Source organism: Nocardia paucivorans NBRC 100373 (genome assembly GCF_000308675.1).
Lineage (GTDB): Bacteria > Actinomycetota > Actinomycetes > Mycobacteriales > Mycobacteriaceae > Nocardia > Nocardia paucivorans.
Genome location: NZ_BAGE01000038.1, coordinates 230,201 through 249,065, shown reverse-complemented (window position 1 = coordinate 249,065; position 18,865 = coordinate 230,201). Strand labels below are relative to the sequence as shown.

At 65.8% G+C, this 18,865-nt stretch carries 18 protein-coding genes; 7 read left to right on the top strand and 11 right to left on the bottom strand.

The features are described from left to right. Nucleotides 1-127: 127 nt before the first annotated feature. Entirely contained in the window at nucleotides 128-1,555 is a 1,428-nt protein-coding gene (gene hpnE / locus ON32_RS10460; RefSeq protein ID WP_157224153.1) for a hydroxysqualene dehydroxylase HpnE, read from the bottom strand. 290 nt (nucleotides 1,556-1,845) lie between these two features. Between hpnE and ON32_RS10455 the strand changes: the two genes are divergently transcribed. Further along, nucleotides 1,846-2,985 carry an acyl-CoA dehydrogenase family protein gene (locus ON32_RS10455; protein ID WP_040790606.1) on the top strand — a complete coding sequence of 380 codons (1,140 nt, stop codon included), beginning with the start codon at nucleotides 1,846-1,848 and terminating at the stop codon, nucleotides 2,983-2,985. Nucleotides 2,986-3,271: 286 nt separating this feature from the next. Here the strand turns inward: ON32_RS10455 and ON32_RS10450 are convergent, their stop codons facing one another. Continuing rightward, a complete protein-coding gene (locus ON32_RS10450) occupies nucleotides 3,272-4,081 on the bottom strand; it encodes an alpha/beta hydrolase (protein ID WP_085995160.1) in 810 nt (269 codons plus the stop codon). 446 nt (nucleotides 4,082-4,527) lie between these two features. Between ON32_RS10450 and gnd the strand changes: the two genes are divergently transcribed. Next, on the top strand, nucleotides 4,528-5,973 hold the full coding sequence (gnd, locus tag ON32_RS10445; RefSeq protein WP_174361616.1) for an NADP-dependent phosphogluconate dehydrogenase: 1,446 nt from the start codon (nucleotides 4,528-4,530) through the stop codon (nucleotides 5,971-5,973). A 153-nt stretch (nucleotides 5,974-6,126) separates the two neighbouring features. Further along, nucleotides 6,127-7,878 (top strand): N-acyl-D-amino-acid deacylase family protein, encoded by a 1,752-nt coding sequence (locus tag ON32_RS10440; RefSeq protein WP_040790603.1) that lies wholly within the window; start codon nucleotides 6,127-6,129, stop codon nucleotides 7,876-7,878. A gap of 49 nt (nucleotides 7,879-7,927) precedes the next feature. On the opposite strand, the gene ON32_RS28800 is transcribed toward ON32_RS10440, so the two are convergent. Further along, complete coding sequence (locus ON32_RS28800) at nucleotides 7,928-8,164, bottom strand: hypothetical protein (RefSeq protein ID WP_157224152.1); 237 nt, start codon at nucleotides 8,162-8,164, stop codon at nucleotides 7,928-7,930. A gap of 340 nt (nucleotides 8,165-8,504) precedes the next feature. Between ON32_RS28800 and ON32_RS10435 the strand changes: the two genes are divergently transcribed. From ON32_RS10435 to ON32_RS10425, 3 genes are all read left to right on the top strand, one after another. Next, nucleotides 8,505-10,073 carry an MFS transporter gene (locus ON32_RS10435; protein WP_083874284.1) on the top strand — a complete coding sequence of 523 codons (1,569 nt, stop codon included), beginning with the start codon at nucleotides 8,505-8,507 and terminating at the stop codon, nucleotides 10,071-10,073. A 281-nt stretch (nucleotides 10,074-10,354) separates the two neighbouring features. Next, on the top strand, nucleotides 10,355-10,981 hold the full coding sequence (locus ON32_RS10430) for a DUF305 domain-containing protein (RefSeq protein ID WP_040790678.1): 627 nt from the start codon (nucleotides 10,355-10,357) through the stop codon (nucleotides 10,979-10,981). A gap of 110 nt (nucleotides 10,982-11,091) precedes the next feature. Beyond that, nucleotides 11,092-11,568 (top strand): hypothetical protein, encoded by a 477-nt coding sequence (locus ON32_RS10425; RefSeq protein ID WP_157224151.1) that lies wholly within the window; start codon nucleotides 11,092-11,094, stop codon nucleotides 11,566-11,568. Nucleotides 11,569-11,671: 103 nt separating this feature from the next. On the opposite strand, the gene ON32_RS10420 is transcribed toward ON32_RS10425, so the two are convergent. From ON32_RS10420 to ON32_RS10410, 3 genes are all read right to left on the bottom strand, one after another. Beyond that, the gene (locus ON32_RS10420) at nucleotides 11,672-12,088 is read right to left on the bottom strand and encodes a nuclear transport factor 2 family protein (RefSeq protein ID WP_040790602.1); all 417 of its coding nucleotides are present in this window, start codon (nucleotides 12,086-12,088) and stop codon (nucleotides 11,672-11,674) included. Nucleotides 12,089-12,176: 88 nt separating this feature from the next. Beyond that, nucleotides 12,177-12,503 carry a histone-like nucleoid-structuring protein Lsr2 gene (locus tag ON32_RS10415; protein ID WP_040790601.1) on the bottom strand — a complete coding sequence of 109 codons (327 nt, stop codon included), beginning with the start codon at nucleotides 12,501-12,503 and terminating at the stop codon, nucleotides 12,177-12,179. A 156-nt stretch (nucleotides 12,504-12,659) separates the two neighbouring features. Continuing rightward, nucleotides 12,660-13,271 (bottom strand): TetR/AcrR family transcriptional regulator, encoded by a 612-nt coding sequence (locus ON32_RS10410; protein WP_040790600.1) that lies wholly within the window; start codon nucleotides 13,269-13,271, stop codon nucleotides 12,660-12,662. 100 nt (nucleotides 13,272-13,371) lie between these two features. On the opposite strand from ON32_RS10410, the gene ON32_RS10405 reads away from it, so the two are divergent. After that, nucleotides 13,372-14,751: a cytochrome P450 gene (locus tag ON32_RS10405; protein WP_040790599.1), complete on the top strand. Its 1,380-nt coding sequence runs from the start codon at nucleotides 13,372-13,374 to the stop codon at nucleotides 14,749-14,751. 57 nt (nucleotides 14,752-14,808) lie between these two features. Here ON32_RS10405 and ON32_RS10400 read toward each other — a convergent pair whose 3' ends face one another. The 5 genes from ON32_RS10400 to ON32_RS10380 form a co-directional block, all read right to left on the bottom strand. Continuing rightward, nucleotides 14,809-15,657 carry a carbohydrate ABC transporter permease gene (locus tag ON32_RS10400; RefSeq protein WP_040790598.1) on the bottom strand — a complete coding sequence of 283 codons (849 nt, stop codon included), beginning with the start codon at nucleotides 15,655-15,657 and terminating at the stop codon, nucleotides 14,809-14,811. Then, complete coding sequence (locus ON32_RS10395; protein WP_040790597.1) at nucleotides 15,657-16,610, bottom strand: carbohydrate ABC transporter permease; 954 nt, start codon at nucleotides 16,608-16,610, stop codon at nucleotides 15,657-15,659. Before ON32_RS10395 ends, ON32_RS10400 begins: the two co-directional genes overlap by 1 nt. Beyond that, nucleotides 16,607-17,914 (bottom strand): ABC transporter substrate-binding protein, encoded by a 1,308-nt coding sequence (locus ON32_RS10390; RefSeq protein WP_040790596.1) that lies wholly within the window; start codon nucleotides 17,912-17,914, stop codon nucleotides 16,607-16,609. Before ON32_RS10390 ends, ON32_RS10395 begins: the two co-directional genes overlap by 4 nt. 173 nt (nucleotides 17,915-18,087) lie before the next feature. Further along, a complete protein-coding gene (locus ON32_RS10385; RefSeq protein WP_040790595.1) occupies nucleotides 18,088-18,393 on the bottom strand; it encodes a ribbon-helix-helix protein, CopG family in 306 nt (101 codons plus the stop codon). Continuing rightward, nucleotides 18,390-18,674 (bottom strand): hypothetical protein, encoded by a 285-nt coding sequence (locus tag ON32_RS10380; RefSeq protein ID WP_040790676.1) that lies wholly within the window; start codon nucleotides 18,672-18,674, stop codon nucleotides 18,390-18,392. Before ON32_RS10380 ends, ON32_RS10385 begins: the two co-directional genes overlap by 4 nt. Nucleotides 18,675-18,865: the final 191 nt, after the last annotated feature.

Genomic DNA, 18,865 nt, shown 5'->3' with positions numbered 1-18,865 from the left:
TATCACCTGCATCACCCCATCACGGTTCCCGCCCCGTCACCGGCGCTCCGCCGATCTTCGCGCATCGATCGCCGTCCCGCCATGCGTTCACCGGTCGGTCGTCGACCCGGGGCGAGCCGCCGGCGGCTCATGCCGCGGTCGAACCGGCTCCCGTGCCGACACGGTCGAGATATCCGGTGACTGCGGTGGTGGCGCGAACCGCGCTTTCCGCGGCGGCCTCCATGGTGGACGGGAGCTCGGTGCGGGTCCAGTCGCCGGCGAGGAAGAGTCCCGCGATCGGGGTCGTCTGGTCCAACCGCAGCGATTCGAAACCCGGACGGGCGGAGAAGGTGGCCTGCGGTTGGTGGATGACGTGCGTGCGCAGGACCTCGGCGTTGCGCGACTCCGGGTAGTGCTTGTGCAACGATTCCAGTGCCGCGGCGACGAATTCGGCATTGGGTCGGTGCACGACATCCCAGGAGGCGCTCACCGCCAGTGAATAGCAGTGACCGGACCGGATATCGCCCTGGCGCATACCGCTGGTGTGGAACACCCATTCGATGGTGGTGTCGCGCAGATTCTCGGCCGGCCGCCGCATTCGCAACGGCCTATCCAGCCAGACGTAGACGCTCGAGATGGGGGCCGCTTCGATTTCGTGTACGGAGTCGAAGAATTCGTACCGACCGAGTTCGGAGCGATCCAGCACGGCGCTCAGCGCCCACGGTGGCAATGCCAGTACGGCCGCGTCACAGTCGATGACGCGGCCGTCGGTGCAGCCGATCCCGGTGAGTTTCCCGTTCCGGATCCGCACATTGTCCAGGCCCGTCCTGGTGTGGATCCGGCCGCCGTGGGTGAGCAGGAATCGTTCGGCGGGCTCGACGAACAGCTCGTGCAGACTCGCCGTGGGCCATGCCGCGTCACCGGCGCGCGCATTGCCGGCGAGCGCGCGTGCGCCGATGAAATGCAGTGTTCGAGCGAACATGTAGGCCGACACACGCTCCGGTTTCTCGTTCAGCAAACCGATGACGAGCTGGTCCAGGACGAGTTCGCGCAACGACCGGGGCGCACCGATCCGGTGGAACCAGTCGTCCACGGTCATGGTGTCGAGATCCGCGGCAGGTTTACGCACGGCTCGGATGATGCTCAGCCAGGCCCGGGCCGCGGCGAAGCGGTCCGTCACCGGGATCGGCGGCCACATCATCCAGGACAGGCCGACGGTGCGACGCAGTATTTCGGGCATCCAGTTCGGTCCCCGGACGGTCAGCAATTCCTCCGGGCCGGTGCGGATGGCGAACGGCGGCTCATCCCAGTGCAACAGGTGCCGGGTGCCGATGGTGTCCACATAGCGCAGTAGGGCGTCGTAGCAGCCGGCGAACAGATGTTGCCCGTTGTCGACCAGGCCCTCCACCCCCGCGACGGCGAACGAGACGGTGCGTCCACCGAGTCTGCCGCGCCGTTCCAGCAGGGTCGCCCGGTAGCCTTGTTCGGACAACCACACCGCGGAGCACAGACCCGCGAGCCCGGCCCCCGCCACCACGACATGCGGGGTCGTCCGCACGTTTTCCCGAGCCGCCACGATGCGCCTCCAAGAGGTTGAGGGAACTTGTTATTCAAGTTCTCATCCTACGCACCCGCCTCGTTCCGCACGGGCGATCGAGCTCGAGAACCGAATGATCGTGGCCGGGAGGGAGGCCCGCGAATGCAAGCGGGCCCACCGCATGCGGTCGACCCGATGAACGCCGATGGGACAAACCCCCGCCGCGCCCGCGCCGCCGACCGGCCACAACGGGTGGCACAGGGCGCGCCGGGCGGGCTCAGTACTGTAAGGGACGTCGAGTACTGTCCCGCCGTATTCCGAGGAGCACCGTGGCCGTCGAACGATTGCTACCCACAGATGAGGCCCGTGAGCTGATCCAACTCACCCGGGATATCGCGGACAAGGTGCTCGCGCCGATCGTGGACGAACACGAAAAGGCCGAAACCTACCCGGAGGGTGTTTTCGCCACCCTGGGCGAGGCGGGACTGTTGAGCCTGCCGTATCCGACGGAATGGGGCGGCGGCGGTCAACCCTACGAGGTGTATCTGCAGGTGCTCGAGGAATTGGCGAGCAGGTGGGCCGCGATCGCCGTTGCGGTGAGCGTGCACGGTCTGGCCTGCTATCCGCTGATGGAGTTCGGCACCGACGAACAGCGGCGGCGCTGGCTGCCGGAGATGCTCGGCGGCGGCACCGTCGGTGCGTACAGCCTGTCCGAACCGCAGGCCGGCTCCGATGCCGCCGCACTCGCCTGTAGGGCTACCGCGACCGACGGTGGATACACCATCACCGGCACCAAGGCCTGGATCACCCACGGCGGCATCGCCGACTTCTACACCTTGTTCGCTCGGACCGGCGAGGGCTCCCGCGGGATCTCCTGCTTCCTGGTACCGAAGGACACCGAGGGGCTGGGCTTCGGCCGGCCCGAGGAGAAAATGGGCCTACACGCGGTACCCACCACATCCGCCCACTATGACAACGCCTTCATCCCCGTCGAACGCCGAATCGGCGCCGAGGGTCAGGGCCTGCAGATAGCATTCAGCGCCCTGGACTCCGGGCGGCTCGGTATCGCGGCCGTCGCGGTGGGGTTGGCCCAGGCCGCACTCGACGAGGCCGTCGCCTACGCCAAGGAGCGCACTGCCTTCGGTAAGGCGATCATCGAACACCAGGGCCTGAGCTTCCTGCTCGCCGATATGGCCGCGGCGGTGCAGTCCGCCCGCGCCACCTACCTCGACGCCGCCCGCCGCCGCGACGCCGGGCTCCCCTATTCCCAGCAGGCCAGTATCGCCAAACTGGTGGCCACCGATACCGCCATGAAGGTCACCACCGACGCGGTGCAGGTGCTCGGCGGTTACGGTTACACCCGGGACTTCCGGGTCGAGCGATTCATGCGAGAGGCCAAGATCACCCAGATCTTCGAGGGCACCAATCAGATCCAGCGTGTGGTGATCGGTCGTTCACTCGTCCGCTGACCACCCCTGCCCTTCGGGGAACCGGACTCCCGATTCGGCACCGGTGGAAGGAGTCGAACCCTCGGGAATCGGTTTTGGAGACCGTTCCGCTCCCACGAGCTCACCGATACGACCATGCTCGGTCCTCGCGAACAATCGTCGCCGACCCGCCGAGCGGCAACCGATTTTCGGGAGCGATACGATCCGCTACGGCGTTTTCCCGAGAACAGAAGCCCCGGGACGACCCGGTGGCGCAATCGACCGCTGCCGTCCACGGTATGCCGGCCGGCCCGGCCCCGGATACGGTTCAGGCCCCGATGGCCCGGGCCAGGTGGGGCCAGGAATCGTGCAGATCGGTTTCGAACTGTCCCCAGGTATGCGCGCCCGTGGGGCGATCGATATGGATGGCCGGTATCCCGAGTTGACTCAGCCGAGCGGCGAATGCCGAGGTGCAGGCGCTCGCAATGGCCTCTACCGGCGGAAAGCCCCAACCGCGGTCGTATTCCCCGGGCATCCCGGATGCCGCCGACAGATAGATGGTCTTCCCCGCGAGCCGATCACCCCGCGCAAACGCGTCATGGGCCTGCCAACCGATACTTCCCGGCGCGCCCCACATATTGCCGGGATTCGCGCCGCCACGCACCACCTGGGCACTGACCATGGCCACCCCGGCCGCGTCCGCCGCCCAGGGGCATCCGCTATAGGAGGCCACCGCCTGATAGCGTTCGGGCGCCTGGACGGCCAGATCCACGGCGGAACCCCCGCTCATGGAAACCCCGGCGATCGCGTTCCTGCCGGTGGCACCCAGTCTGGCGTCGATGACGGCGGGCAGTTCCCGGGTGAGGTAGGTCTGCCACCGGTGCCGTCCGATCGCCGGGTCGTCGGCCTGCCAGTCTGTATACATACTGAAGGCACCACCCAACGGCATCACCACGTTCACGTTCTTGTCCGCGAAGAATCGACGAACATCGGTGTCGTCCCACCAGGAGATCCCGTCCAGTCCGCCACCGATCCCGGTGAGCAGGTACAGGGTGGGCGCCGGCTTCCCGCTCGCGGCCCGAATCACCCGCTGGGTCACCACCCGGTCCATCGCCGGCGAGTACACGTCGATGGTCATCGCACGATCGTCGAGTGGCTCTTCGCGAACCGAGTACGCACCCGGTGGAGCAGCCTGCGCGACCGGCTCCGAGGCAACCGACAGACCACCGCAGAAAGCCAGAACACTCAGCAGCACAACGTAATACGTGATAGTCCGCACACAATCCGTTGTACCCGTTTCACCGGCGTCCACCGCGTCCTGTCGAACGAAGGCGCAACGATCACATAACCGCCCGGCAGCATCGACAGGGTCCGGACACTCCCTCGGCCGGCGTCACACGACTCCTCCCCCGACCGGGTGACACGTCGAATCACCGACGGTTCGTCGGCCGGATCCGGGACACGGACCCGGACCGGCTGTGGTCACGGTTCGCCCACGGGGTAGAAAGATCGAGGCAGTCGATATGCCACCGAGCGGCCGATCGCGGCCACCCCCTGTAGATGTCGACCGAAGAGAGCAGGTTCATGGCGTCCTCCACAGCGCGTGCACAGATCGGGGTCACCGGGCTGGCGGTGATGGGTAGTAATATCGCCCGCAACTTTGCCAGACACGGCTACACCGTGGCGCTGCACAACCGTAGCGTCGCCAAGACCGATGCGCTGCTCGAGGCGCACGGCGACGAAGGCGATTTCATCCGCACCGAGAGCATCGCCGAGTTCGTCGCGGCGCTCGAGAAGCCGCGCCGGGTGCTCATCATGGTCAAGGCGGGGGCCGCCACCGACGCGGTCATCGAAGAGCTCGCCGCCGCCCTGGAACCCGGCGATATCATCATCGACGGCGGTAACGCCCTCTACACCGATACCATCCGCCGGGAGGCCGCGCTGCGTGAGCGCGGGCTGAACTTCGTCGGCGCCGGTATCTCCGGCGGCGAGGAGGGCGCGCTGAACGGCCCCTCGATCATGCCGGGCGGCCCGAAGGAGTCCTACGAATCATTGGGCCCGCTACTGGAGTCGATTGCGGCGCAGGTCGACGGCACCCCGTGCTGCACCCATATCGGCCCCGACGGTTCCGGTCACTTCGTGAAGATGGTGCACAACGGTATCGAGTACGCCGATATGCAGCTCATCGGCGAGGCCTACCATCTGTTCCGGGCGGCGTTGGATTTCGATGCCAAGCAGATCGCCGACGTATTCGCCCAGTGGAACACCGGCGACCTGGAGAGCTACCTGGTGGAGATCACCGCCGAGGTGTTGAACCAGGTCGACGCGAAGACCGGTAAACCGCTGGTCGATGTCATCGTCGACTCCGCCGAGCAGAAGGGCACCGGCCGCTGGACCGTCAAGTCCGCACTGGATCTCGGCATCCCGGTCACCGGGATCGCCGAAGCGGTCTTCGCCCGCGCCCTGTCCGGCTCCCGGGCGCAGCGTCGGGTCGCCGGCGGACTCGCCTCCGGCACCCTGGCCGCCAAACCCACCGATGTCGCCCAGTTCACCGAGGACATCCGGCAGGCCCTGTACGCCTCGAAGGTGGTGGCCTACGCTCAGGGCTTCGATCAGATCGCAGCGGGTAGCGCGGAGTACGGTTGGAACCTGCGGCCCGGCGATCTGGCCACCATCTGGCGTGGTGGTTGCATCATCCGCGCCCGCTTCCTGAACCGCATCAAGGAGGCCTACGAGGCCGAACCCGAACTGCCCAGCCTGATTCTCGCGCCCTACTTCCGCGAGGCGATCGAAACGGCCATCGACAGCTGGCGGCGCGTGGTCTCCACCGCCACCCTGCTCGGTATTCCGGTGCCGGCGTTCGCCTCCTCGCTGTCGTACTACGACGCGCTGCGCGCCGAACGTCTCCCCGCCGCGCTGACCCAGGCACAGCGCGATTTCTTCGGCGCCCACACCTATGAGCGCATCGACGCCCCGGGTAAGTACCACACGCTGTGGAGCGGTGATCGCAGCGAGGTCGCGGCCGACTGAGCACAACCCGGTCGGGTGCGGTCGAGCGGTGGGCCGCACCCGACCGTCGCCGGCGCATGAGCGGTCGACGTTCGGCGCATGGATCGTTGGTGGCCGCTGTCGGCTCCCCGCTGGGTCTTGACGCTGTATAGACCGATCGGCTGCAATGGCCGAGTGAGCTACGACACGATCATCAAAGGCGGCCTCTGGTTCGACGGCACCGGGGCCGCGGCCGCCATTCGGCATCTGGGGTTGCGCGGAGATCGCGTCGCCACGGTGTCCGAACAGCCGCTCGACGAGACCGATTGCCCGAATGTGGTGGATGCCACGGGCAAATGGGTGCTGCCGGGAATGATCGATATCCACACCCACTACGACATCGAGGTGTTGAAAACCCCGTCGCTGTCCGAATCCGTGCGACACGGGATCACCACGGTGCTGCTGGGTTCCTGTTCGCTGTCGACGGTGCATATCGACCCCGTGGGCGCCGGGGACATCTTCGGCCGGGTCGAGGCGATCCCCCGACAGTATGTGATCGACACCCTCGACGAGGTCAAGACCTGGAACTCCGCGCACGAGTACATCTCCGCCCTGGAACGGCTGCCTCTGGGCCCGAATATCGCCGCCATGCTGGGTCATTCGGATATCCGCACCGCGCAGATGGGCCTGGACCGGGCGACACGCAAAGAGGTTCGGCCCACCGAGGCCGAGATGGCGGCGATGGAGGCGGCGCTGCGCGAGGCACTGGACGCGGGATTCATCGGGATGTCGGCACAGCAACTGCTGTTCGACAAGGTGGACGGGGAGCAGTGCCGCTCACGCACTCTGCCCTCCACCTATGCGAAGGCCTCCGAACGCCGCAGGCTCAACGCCATTCTGCGGGAACGCGGACGAGTCCTGCAGGGCGGGCCGGATATCACCTCACCGCGCAGTCTCGGGGCGATGATCTTCAGCAGCCTCGGTATCGTCCGGAAAAATCTCAAGACCACCCTGTTGTCCGCCGCCGATATCAAGTCGAATCCTTTCGCCGCCACCATCATGGGGCCGCTGGCCCGGATGGTGAACGCGCTCGGCGGGGACTTCCGCTGGCAGCATCTGCCGGTGCCGTTCGAGGTGTATGCCGACGGGATCGATCTGGTGATCTTCGAGGAGTTCGGCTCCGGCGCGGCCGCACTGCATCTGGCCGACCAGGTGGAACGCAATGCGTTGCTGCAGGACGAGAGCTATCGTCGCTGGTTCCGCAAGGACTACGACAACAGGTTCGGGTTGCGGGTCTGGCATCGCGATTTCTTCGACGCGGAGATCGTCGCCTGCCCGGATGACACCGTTGTCGGCAAGAGCTTCGGCCAGGTCGGTCTCGATCGCGGCGGCCTGCACCCCGTGGATGCCTTCCTGGATCTGGTCGTGGCACACGGCACCAAACTGCGTTGGCGCACCACCATTTCCAATCACCGGCCGAAGGTCCTGGACCGATTCGCCGCCCACCCGGGTATTCAGCTGGGTTTCTCCGATGCGGGCGCGCATCTGCGGAATATGGCCTTCTACAATTTCGGCCTCCGTTTCCTGCGCCGCATGTATCGGGCCGAACAGGCGGGTCGTCCGGTTATTCCCCTGGAACGGGCCGTGCATCGGATCACCGGAGAGTTGGCCGATTGGTACGACATCGATGCCGGACACCTGAGGGAGGGCGACCGTGCCGATGTGGTGGTGATCGACCCGGAGGGCCTGGACTCATCCCTCGACGAGTACGCCGAAAGCCCTGTCGCCCAGTACGGGAATCTGGAGCGCATGGTCAACCGCAATGATGCGGCGGTGTCGGCGGTGTTCATCGGCGGTCGCTACGTTTTCGGCGACGGTATCGCCGATCCGGTGCTGGGCAACACCCGCACCGGGCGTTTCCTTCGGGCCGGACAACGACAGGGATGAACGGGGACCGGTCCTTCGACCGACGGCGAGGGCTGCGGGCCGGACACCGTCACTGTCCCTTCGGCACGGCGAAGGATTCGAGGCGGTATTCGCGCCGCAGGCGGACGAGCTTCTCGTACTGCAATCGGGTAACTGTAACGACAACCAATCCGGCAACAGTCGCCACGCGGCCTGCAGCAACCACACGTAGAGGGTGAACCACCGGCCACAGCGGGGTCAGCGCGCGCCACAGCGGCGGTGAGGGCATCTTCCTTCCGGTCACCCGCCGCCACTTGGCGCCGCTCATATTCCCACAGTCGGGCGGCCATCGCGCGTAATACCCGGGCACCTCGTCGACCGTCGAGTCGACAACCTACCCCACCTTCCCATAAGCGGGGATATTACAGACCGATCGGTACGGTAACTTCGTCGCGGCCGCGGCTTCCGAGTCCGTTTCCTTCCGTGCGAACCACATGCGCCTTCACCACCGAAACATCTCGGCGAGTGGATGAGCCCTCGAGGACGCCGAAACCGCGCGTTCGTCGGCGAACCGTGGGCCACCCGCCCGCCGAAGCCGACGAGTCCGGTGGTCCGGGACCCGACCACCCCGGATATCCGCGCCACTTCTCAGAAAGACACAGTTCCTCATGAGCCAACCCGAATCGGCCGTTCACGAGCCTTCCGAGACCACCGACGACCTACCCGAGGCCGACACCGGCCCACGCCGGCGGCGGTTGGCCCTGGCCGTGGTCTGCGTCGGCACGATGATGACCTTCGTCAATGTTTCGTCGACCATCGGCGGTCTGGCCGAGATCCAGGCCGATCTGCACTCCGATTCCGCCGCATCCGTGTGGATCAGCAGTGCCTACATCCTGGTCGTGGCGAGTCTGATACTCGGCGCCGGCACCCTCGGCGATCTCATCGGCCGTCGACTCGTCTTCGCCGCGGGCGCGACGCTCTTCGGCGCGGGGAGCGCAGCGGCGTTCACCGCGCACAGCACCCCCACATTGATCGGCGCGCAGATCGTCATGGGGGTGGGCGGCGCCATGGTCCTGCCCGCCGGTCTGGCCATCGTCGGCCATGCCTTCACCGACCCACGGGAACGCACCGAGGCGATAAGTGTCTGGGCAGGTAGTTCCGGCCTCGGCCTCGCCGTCGGTCCGCTCGTCGCGGGCGCGCTGCTCAACGTCTTCTCCTGGCATTCCATCTACCTGATCAATGTGGTCCTGGGAGTTCTGGCGTTGATCGGCGCCGTGACCGTGGTGACCGAAAGTCGGCAGGCCGATCGTGCACTCGACCCGGTCGGTATCGCATTGGGCACGCTCACGATCGCCGCGCTGACCTATGTGGTGATCGAGGGAGGAGCCTCGGGTTACATCGCAGGCCGTATCCTCCCCGCCTATGGCGTGCTGGTACTCGCCCTCGTGCTCTTCATCCGATACGAAGCCCGCCATCCCGACCCGATGCTCGACGTCGAACTGTTCCGTTCGGCATCCTTCGGTGCCGTAATGGCCGTCGCCACCATCGCCCTGTTCGGGTTCACCGGGACCGCGCTGGTGACCGTGCTCTACCTGCAGCACGTTCAGGAAACGACTCCGCTCGGCGCGGGAGTCCGCCTGCTGGTGATGTTCGTGCCGTTCATCGTCGTCAGCGCCGCGGCCGGTCGCCTCGTCCATCGTGTCGGGTTCAAGACCATGCTCGCCGTGGGTCTGCTCGTCATGGCCGTCGGCGTCTTCACCTTGCTGATCAGTCCACCCGAACCCGACTTTCTGCGGGTCTGGCCCGGTCTACTGCTGGTCGGCATCGGCAGCGGCATGCTCGTGGCACCTTCCACCGCCGCCGCCGTCATCAGCGTTTCCCCGGAGCGAGCCGGAATGGCCGGGGCCGCGGTCAATATGTTTCGCCAGGTCGGCAACGTCCTGGGCGCCGGCATTCTCGGCACCATCCTGACCACACGGTTCGCCATCGATCTCGCCGATGAACTACACCGGAAGAACCTGCCCGACGCCGCCGTCGACAAGATCGTCGATGCCGCCACCGAGGGCAACGCCTCGACCACCGCACTACCGGCAGCGCAGGCCGATCAGGTCGCGCACGCGGTGCGCGAGGCGTTCACGAGTGCCGACCATCTCGCGCTCGCCGCTGCCGGCGTGGTGCTGCTCGTGACCGCCCTCCCGGTCCTGATGTTCGTCCGGCAGAAACCCGCGCATCCCTGAAAAACACCACGGAGTCCACCGGTGCACCAGGACGACCGGACCGGTGGATTCGTAGTGCTCCGGCCGGAGATGCCCCAGTGTTCGTCGCCGGCGACCGGCCCGAACGCTCTCGCCATCGCACAAGCACGGACGAGCACACAGCGCGGACGGACGGGGTTGCCCGGGTTCCGTCGATATCGATCTCCGATGCGTATCGTGGCAGCGATCGACGCCTGTCGTATCCGGCGCGTTCGCCGGGTTGCGGCATATCCCGCTCGCCCGCACACCCACAGGAGTTGCTCATGTCCCGCAAGATCCTGATCTCGGTCGTTCCGGCAGCCCTGGCCTGCGTCGCAGTACTGACCGGCTGCGGCGACGACGGTTCCACCGGTCACGACCGACACCCCGTCACGGCCACATCGGCCACCCCGGACACGAGTGCCGCGCGAACCGAGAAGCACAACGACGCCGATATCGCCTTCGCCCAGGAGATGATTCCGCACCATCGGCAAGCGATCGAGATGGCGGCATTGGTGCCGTCGCGATCGACCGATCCGCGGATCCTGGATCTGGCGAACCGTATCCGGGCCGCCCAAGAGCCGGAAATCACGACCATGACCACCTGGCTGCGGAGCTGGGGCGTCGCCGCCCCGCCCACCGACGAACACGACGGGATGGATCACGGTGACACCCCGATGATGCCGGGAATGATGACCGACGAACAGATGGATCGCCTCGAAGCGGCCACCGGGGCCGAGTTCGATCGGCTGTGGTTGACCGGAATGATCGCCCATCACCGAGGCGCGGTCGATATGGCGCGTACCGAACTCACCGAGGGCAGCAATCCCGAGGCCGAGGACCTGGCCCGGCAGATCATCGAAACCCAGCAGGACGAGATCACCCGGATGCAGTCCCTGCTCCAGGGCTGACCCGCTCCCGAGCGACGGCGGACAGAGGCGATCACGCTGTCACCAGCGTCACGCTTGTTCGAACCCAAGTCCGGTGCTACATAGAATCTATGGCCACTAATACAGATTTTTTGCCTCAGCCAAAGGAGAACCTACCGCAGCGCAGCCCCGCACGCTCGACCGACTGGTATCCGGGTTCGCTGTGGTGGGATGCCGAGACGATCTTGGTGACGCGCGAGGCCGCACCGAATCGATGGGAAACGTTGACCCGGCTGGTGGTTCCGATCGGACAAGGACGAGCGGCGTTTCGCCTGTCCTCCTGGTCACCGGAGGCCCAGCGGATGCGGACCGATCGACGGGTCATCGTGCAGGCCGGTGACCGGCTCGGAAGGCCGGCGCTCGGCTCACGGCAACACCAGGGCCTCGTCGAACTCGTCTCCGGCGGACCGCTGTTCGACACCGTGCAGGAAGGCATGCGGGTCAAATACGGCATGCGACTTTCCCTGGCTCGGCTGGGCCACCGGCTGATACTGGGATCCGCCCCTTACGCCGATCTCATCGCCGTGGTCACGGTGCACGAGAACAAGGGTTGGCTCGCCCTGCCGTAACCGCGCCCGCCGAACGGCACCGATACGAGAACATGGCGCGGCCGCGCTCGCCGGGGAACGAACAGCGCGGCCGCCGACGCGCGTCACGGCCGAGATCCCTTGCTCACGTTCCGGTGGTTTTCCGTTCGAGCTGCGCGGCGGCCTCGGTCTTGATCCGCTCGAATTGCTCACCCATACGATCGGCCAGCGCCCGCGCCGCCGACAGCGGCCGGACCATGACCATGAAGTCGTCGATCTTGCCGTGCTCGTCGACATGCAGGAAATCGCAGCCGGTCAACTGCTTACCATCCACGGTGGCCTCGAAGACGAGGGCATGATCGCGTCCCCCGGCGTCGGCGATCTCGCGCACGTAGCGGAAATCCTCGAACACCCGGGTCACCGCGCGCAGGATGGCGGCGGTGATCGCCTTGCCCGGGTATGGCGTGAACGCCACCGGACTGGTGAAGACCACATTGTCGGCCAGCAATGCTTCCATCGCGGCCTCGTTGCGGGCCTCCACGGCCGCCCGGAAGGGATGCATACCCCGCCTCCTGCACTCGGTCGATCCACCGTCCGACCAACCGTATCCGAAGAACACGGCGGCTTCCATCACCGCGTCTTCGCGACCGTCATCCCATCGCGTGCTGGTATGCGTTCACCACCCGGGCGGGAATACGACCGCGTTGCGGCACCTCGTGCCCATTGCGTCGAGCCCATTCCCGAATGGTTCGCGCCGACGCCGAGCGGCCGGACCGCTCCCGCCGAGCGCGACGCGCGCCACCTACCTTGCGCGCGAAGGGCGTCCATTTGCCGAGCACGGCCCGCAACTCGGCCGCATTGGCCTCGGACAGGTCGATCTCGAACATCACCCCATCAATACCGAACGACACCGTCTCAGCGGCAACGGTTTCCGCATCGAGGTCGTCCACCATGGTCACAACAACTTTGCGCGCCACGCCTGATCCCTTCACTCACCACACCCACCGGCCATCCCGGCACCGCCGGAACCATAATGGGCCCAATGCTTCCGAATTCTCAGGAAACGCTGAGAAACGGATGAGAAAGTTGCCCGCGGGCGTAACACGGACACATTCGGCGGCGATAGTGGCCCGTCATCGGTAGAGACCGAGCAGCGCGCGCACCGCCGCATCGATGATCTCGTCGGCGGATACCTGCACCGCGCCGTCCAGCCATGCGGTGACGAGTTCGGACATACCACCGACGAACAGCAGGCCCGCGGTCTCGTCCTCGCGCTCGCTGCGATCGGTGGGCCCGAGCGACTTGCGCACCTCGAGCGCCGCCTCGTGGGCCAGGTGACGCAGAAGTTCTGTTCGGCGCTGCCGCAGTTTCGGCATGGCGACGGACTCGACGATGGCGACCCGACCTTTTCGAGGATCGTCGACCAACAGCTGCACGAAGGCGCGAATCGATGCGTGTATCCGCGCTTCCGGATCGGCGCCGGCGTCCTCGGCGGCGCGCCGACCGGTCTCCTCGATCTCGACCGCGATCCCGTTCATCACCGCCTCGAGCAATTCGTCCAGCCCGGAGAAGCTTTCGTAGAAATACCGCTCGCTCAGACCCGCCTCGGCACAGACGGCGGTCATCGTGGTCCGCGTTTCCGGGGAGGCCCATACCGTGAGGGCGGCCTCGAGCAGGCGGGCCCGACGTTCGGCCACCCGCTCGGCGGCACTGACCCCCCGGTAGACCCCTGATTGCACGGCCATGGCCCCAGCATGCCACAGAAGTCCCGCGAACCAAGGTTGACAGGACGCCCTTCCTGAATCAGTCTAAGAGTGACCGACACCACATGAACAGAGGTGAGCCATGACGGCCAAAGCCCTGGAACCACGCGAGGAAGCGGCCGGTGCGCCCGCCGCGAGTTCGCGGCCGATCCCGAACCGACACCGCGACGACCGGGGCCTCCCGGTGGTCGGGCACATGCTGGAGTACGCCCGGAACCCGGTCGGTCTCTGCCGCAGCCGCTGGGAGCGCTACGGTCCGGTCGCTCCGTTCCGCATACTCGGTAAAGACGCGGTGATGCTGCTCGGCCCCGACGCCTGCGGTGAGGCCCTGCAGAACAAGGACAAGGCATTCGCCAACGGGCCGGCATGGTCCCAGCTCGTCGGCCCGTTCTTCGACCGCGGTCTCATGCTCCTCGACTTCGAGGAACACAAAGCGCACCGGCGGATCATGCAAGAGGCGTTCACTCGCTCACGGCTCGAGGCCTATACCCGCCGGATGCACCCCGCCATCGAGCAGGGCGTGGCGAGCTGGGAGGAAGGCACGGAGTTCCCGGCGTACCGCAAGCTCAAGCAACTCACCCTCGATATCGCCGCAGACCTGTTCATGGGCGGAGCACAGGACACCGATCGGGCCGAAATGGACCGGGTCAACAAGGCGTTCATCGACTGTGTCCAGGCCGCCGCCGGTATCATCCGCGCCGATATTCCGTTCACCCGGTGGGGCCGGGCCTACCGCGGCCGCAAGGTGCTCGAGGACTTCCTCCGCCACTATCTGCCCACCAAACGTGCCCGGCAGACCGACGATATCTTCTCGGTGCTCTGCCATGTCGAGAACGAGGACGGCGAACGGTTCTCCGACGAGGACGTGGTGAACCACATGATCTTCCTGATGATGGCGGCGCACGACACATCGACCATCACCACCTCCACGATCCTGCAGTATCTCGGACAGCACCCGCAGTGGCAGGAGCGCTGCCGCGCCGAGGCGTACGCGCTCGGCCCCGAGCCGTCACCGGCCGAGTTGGAGAGTCTGGTCTCGCTCGACCTGGTGATGCGCGAGGCGCTGCGGTTGCGCGCCCCGGTCCCGGTGCTGGTCCGGTACACGGTCACCGATACCGTGGTCCAAGGTGTTCGCATTCCCGCCGATACCGATATCGCACTGGCCGTCCAGTTCACCCACCTCATGGAGGACTACTGGACCGACCCGATGACCTTCGACCCCGACCGGTTCGGTCCCGAACGTCGGGAGGACAAGTCGCACCGATTCGCCTGGGTGCCGTTCGGCGGCGGCGTGCACAAATGTATCGGAATGCATTTCGGCGGTCTCGAGGTCAAAGCGATCATGCACCGGCTGCTGCGCCGGTATCACTGGACCATCGATCCCGGGTATGTGCCGCCGATGGACAATCACTCCCTGCCGTTCCCCAAGGACGGGATGCCGATCACCCTGGTCGGGAATTGAGGTGACGAGAGCACGGCCCGCGGGCAACGAATCATCCGCGGGCCCGCTCGACGGAGATCATCGCCCGCCGAAACCGGACATGGCGATACCTCGGACGAACGCCTTCTGCGCAATGGCGTAGATGATCAGCATCGGCAGCACGACCAGCATCGACGCGGCCATCAACACCGGCCACTTCGAGACGTACTGTCCTTGCATCCAGACCAGGCCGAGGGTGACGGTGGAGATGTCATCCCGTTGAATCATCACCAGCGGCCACAGGAAATCGTTCCACACCTCGACCCAGGTGAGTACGGCCAGCACCATGACGGCCGGTTTGGCATGGGGCAGCAGTATTCGCCGATAGATCTGCCACGGGGAACACCCGTCGAGTATGGCGGCCTCCTCGAGCTCGACGGGAAGGGTACGGAAGAACTGTCGCATCAGATAGGTGCCGAAAGCGCTACCGAACAGCCCGGGCACGAGCAACGCCCACGGCGTATCCGTCCAGCCGAGAACACGCATGAGGATGAATCGGGGAATGACGGTCACGGTCAGTGGCACCATGAGCGTGGCCAGGTAGGCCACGAACAGCACATCGCGCCCGGCGAACGGAAGCCGGGCGAACGCGTATCCGGCCAGCGAGCAGAAGAACACCTGGCCGGCCGTGATACATCCGGCGTACAGGAGCGTGTTGACGAACATCCGCCCGAACGGCATCGATTCGAATACCGAGACATAGTTCGACCATTGCGGATGCGACGGAATCAGCACCGGTGCGGTGACCTCCGATTCCTTCTTCAGCGAACCCGACAGCGCCCACAGAATCGGGAACAACGCACACCATGCCATGGCCGTCAGCGCGAGATAGAGCGCACCGGCGCGGAGGAGGTCGCGACGGCCGGGTCGGCGGGCCGGTGCCGACATCATCCCTGCGAGGAGTTCTCGCGCGCGAACCGCAGTTGCGCGACGGTCAGAGCCAACAGAATCACGAAGATCACCCAGGCGAGGGCGGACGCGTAGCCGATATCACCGAATGCGAACGCGTTCTGGAAGATCATGATGCCGAAGACGTATGTTCCCGTCTCGGGACCACCGTGGCCGCCGGTCAGGACATAGACCTGGTCGAATGCCTGCACCGAGCCGACCACGGAGACCACGAGGACGAACGACAGGGCGCCTCGGATCAGGGGAAGGGTGATCGAGAAGAAACGCCGTATCGCCCCGGCCCCATCGATCTTCGCCGCTTCGTACAGGTTCTCCGGCACCCCCTGCATGGCGGCGAGCAGGACGACGGTGGCGAACGGAACGCTTCGCCAGATACCGACCAGACACAGCGAAACCATGGCCCATCGTGGCTCGACCAGCCAGGGAACGGGACCGATACCGAGCCACCCCAACATGATGTTGAGCAGCCCGTTGTCGGTGTCGAATACGAACCGCCAGACCACGGCCATCACCACGCTCGACACCGCCAACGGCAGGAACAGCACGGTCCGGAAAACACCGATCCCCCGGATCCGCCGGTTCAGCGTCGCGGCGACCACGAGTCCGATCACCACGGTCGGTATCAGGGTTCCCAGCGTGAAGACGACGGTGTTGCGCAACGCGATATAGAAAAGCGGATCTCCGGTGAACAATCGGCGGAAGTTGTCCGTTCCGACGAATTGCGCCGGGCCGAACAGATCCCACTGCCGGAAGCTCAGATACAGCGAAAACCCCAGAGGGAAAACCATGAACAACGCCACCGCGAGAAGGTTCGGGGTGATGAAAAGTCGTGCGGCGTGGGCCTGCCGACGCGTGAGCGCGGAACGGTTTCGGGGACCGGACGATTCCGGTGCGGCGGGTTCGTCGACGAGTGGTTCTCCGGTGACGATCATTGATTGCGCAACACCTCGTCCGTGTCGTGGGCAAGACTGTCCCGCAACGACGCCGCCGCGGCGGCGCCGCGGAGCACCGGCCCGAAGTTACGGTCCATCAGGGCATCGATTCGCGGCCACACGGGTGTGACCGGCAGCGGAGCCGAATACGCCGGTCCCTCGGTGAGTATCGCGAGATTTTCCATTCCCGGATGCGCCGCGGCGAATCCGGGCGAGTTCACCGCCGACTTCAGCACCGGGACGAAAAGACCGGTTTCGGCGATGACGGCCTGTCCGATCGGTCCGGCGGCGAACTTCACGAATTCCCAGGCCTGTTCCCGCCGTGGGCTGTCGGCCGCGATGGCAAGGCCGGTGGTGCCGATATTCGACCGTGCCCCATGGCTTTTCGGTCCGGCCGGCAGAGCCGTTACGTCGAAGTCGAGGCCATCGGTATCGGCGAACGTTCGGTACCGCCAGTGTCCGCCCAGGGCGAGCGCCGCCCCGCCCCGGGCGAACAGCTCCATGGTCGAGATGGACTGCTGGTCGGTCGGGGTCGGTGCCACCCGATGTTCATTGGCCAGATCCGCGTAGAATTGCACACCTTCGACGAATGCAGGATCGGCGAAATTGCAGTGATCCGGACGGGCTCGCGGACTCGCCCATTCGACGCCGTTGTTCATACCGAACAATCCTGCCGAATAGTACGGAACCCATGTATCGACGAACCCCCACCGGGTCACCGCACCCGTCCGGTCACGTTCGGTGAGAGTCCTGGTGATATCGAGGAAATCGGCGAAACTCCACGCCGCATCCCATCGTCGAGGCGGTGCGATCCCGGCTTCGGCGAATATTTCCCTGTTGTAGAAGAGAAAATTTCCCGACCACTGTTCCGGGAGGGCGTACTGCTTCCCGTCGAGGGTGAATGTTTCATAGAGCGCCGGGATACTCTCGGTTTCCAGCTCCTCGGCGAAACCCCGGTCCCGGTCGAGCATCGTGCGCAAATCGAGCAGCGCCCCACGATCGGCCAGTGATGCATAGGTCTGCTCCCAGGCCATCAGTACGTCCGGGCATTTTCCTCCCGCGCAGAAGGTCAGCATCTGCTGCATCGGATCCGGTCCCGACAACACCGCCCGGACCTCGATATCCGGATATCTGCGAGTGAACTCGTCGATGACCCGCGCCCGCCCCTCGGCCTCGTCCGGATTGGCCTGGAAAAAGAAGGTCAACGCGTCGTCGCTGTTACCGCACCCGCTCGGGGTCGACGCCAGGAGGGCGGCACCGGCAATACCCGCACCGCACAAGAATGTACGTCGCCCGAATTTCATGGTGATCCGAATTCCGTGTGTGTGACGGCGTTGGCAGACGGGGTCACTCTACCGAGTTGTCACGCCATTTCGGCCTCGCCATGCCTCGGGTCGCCGCGAATTCGAGCGCGCCGCGGATGCGAGCGGCCACCGGCCCTCGACACCGACCGATGCGGCCACCGCGGTATCCGGTGTCAGGCGGTTCTTCGCAAACCGGCCAGTGCCCGGATGGCGTCGGTCAGGGATATCGGATGGTCGTGCTCCAAGGTCACCAGGCCGGTCTCGAGCAGCTGGCGGATCAGCATCGACTTCGTGATACCACGATCGGCGGCGGCGGTCTCGAGCCGCTTGTCCAACTCGGCCGGCATCTTCACCGACCGGGACACCATCACGCCGGTGGGTCCGGGTGTCGGCGGTAGCTCGACCTGGTCGTCCGTGTATTCCAGACGCGCGGCGAAGGCCGCCATGTCCTCCGGGGTCTCGGGCCATCGGTCACTCATTGTGTCTTCTCCCATGCGACGAATTCTTCGAGTTGCTCCGGGGTCATCTGCCGAGCCGCGACGATCTGATGCTCGAAGTGGTCTCGCGGTCGAAGTGTCACGATGAGTGGTCGTCCGTCGCCCGTCCGGGCCCAGATGGTCAATGCCGTCAATCCGGTCACCGGGTCGACGGCGCGCCGCGGCCATCGGCGGTCGGCGTAGAGCACCTCGATCACCTCGTGTCGCTCGATCCCCGCCATCGCCAGGACCGTGAAGGCGCCGAACCACCACTCATAGGTCACACACTCGATTCTATCGTCGGGTACCACGTTGGTGGTACCCGACGGCACCGCACCTCGTGTCCGCCCTCGCTGCCGTGGTCGTCTCGTCGCGGTAATTCGCCGGAGCGCACCGTTCGGCGGACGAACACCGGCCGCGCCCGGACCCGCGTGGTTCGGCCGCTTCCTCGACCGAGAGGGTCGACGAGCCGATG

Excerpts from the sequence above, each read along its gene's own strand:
- gnd (WP_174361616.1), top strand. The coding sequence starts at position 4,528 with ATGGCGTCCTCCACAGCGCGTGCACAGATCGGGGTCACCGGGCTGGCG.
- ON32_RS10385 (WP_040790595.1), bottom strand. The coding sequence starts at position 18,393 with ATGAGTGACCGATGGCCCGAGACCCCGGAGGACATGGCGGCCTTCGCC.
- ON32_RS10400 (WP_040790598.1), bottom strand. The coding sequence starts at position 15,657 with ATGTCGGCACCGGCCCGCCGACCCGGCCGTCGCGACCTCCTCCGCGCC.
- ON32_RS10435 (WP_083874284.1), top strand. The coding sequence starts at position 8,505 with ATGAGCCAACCCGAATCGGCCGTTCACGAGCCTTCCGAGACCACCGAC.
- ON32_RS28800 (WP_157224152.1), bottom strand. The coding sequence starts at position 8,164 with ATGAGCGGCGCCAAGTGGCGGCGGGTGACCGGAAGGAAGATGCCCTCA.
- ON32_RS10410 (WP_040790600.1), bottom strand. The coding sequence starts at position 13,271 with ATGGCCGTGCAATCAGGGGTCTACCGGGGGGTCAGTGCCGCCGAGCGG.
- ON32_RS10420 (WP_040790602.1), bottom strand. The coding sequence starts at position 12,088 with ATGCATCCCTTCCGGGCGGCCGTGGAGGCCCGCAACGAGGCCGCGATG.
- ON32_RS10450 (WP_085995160.1), bottom strand. The coding sequence starts at position 4,081 with ATGACCATCGACGTGTACTCGCCGGCGATGGACCGGGTGGTGACCCAG.
- ON32_RS10395 (WP_040790597.1), bottom strand. The coding sequence starts at position 16,610 with ATGATCGTCACCGGAGAACCACTCGTCGACGAACCCGCCGCACCGGAA.
- ON32_RS10390 (WP_040790596.1), bottom strand. The coding sequence starts at position 17,914 with ATGAAATTCGGGCGACGTACATTCTTGTGCGGTGCGGGTATTGCCGGT.
- ON32_RS10430 (WP_040790678.1), top strand. The coding sequence starts at position 10,355 with ATGTCCCGCAAGATCCTGATCTCGGTCGTTCCGGCAGCCCTGGCCTGC.
- ON32_RS10405 (WP_040790599.1), top strand. The coding sequence starts at position 13,372 with ATGACGGCCAAAGCCCTGGAACCACGCGAGGAAGCGGCCGGTGCGCCC.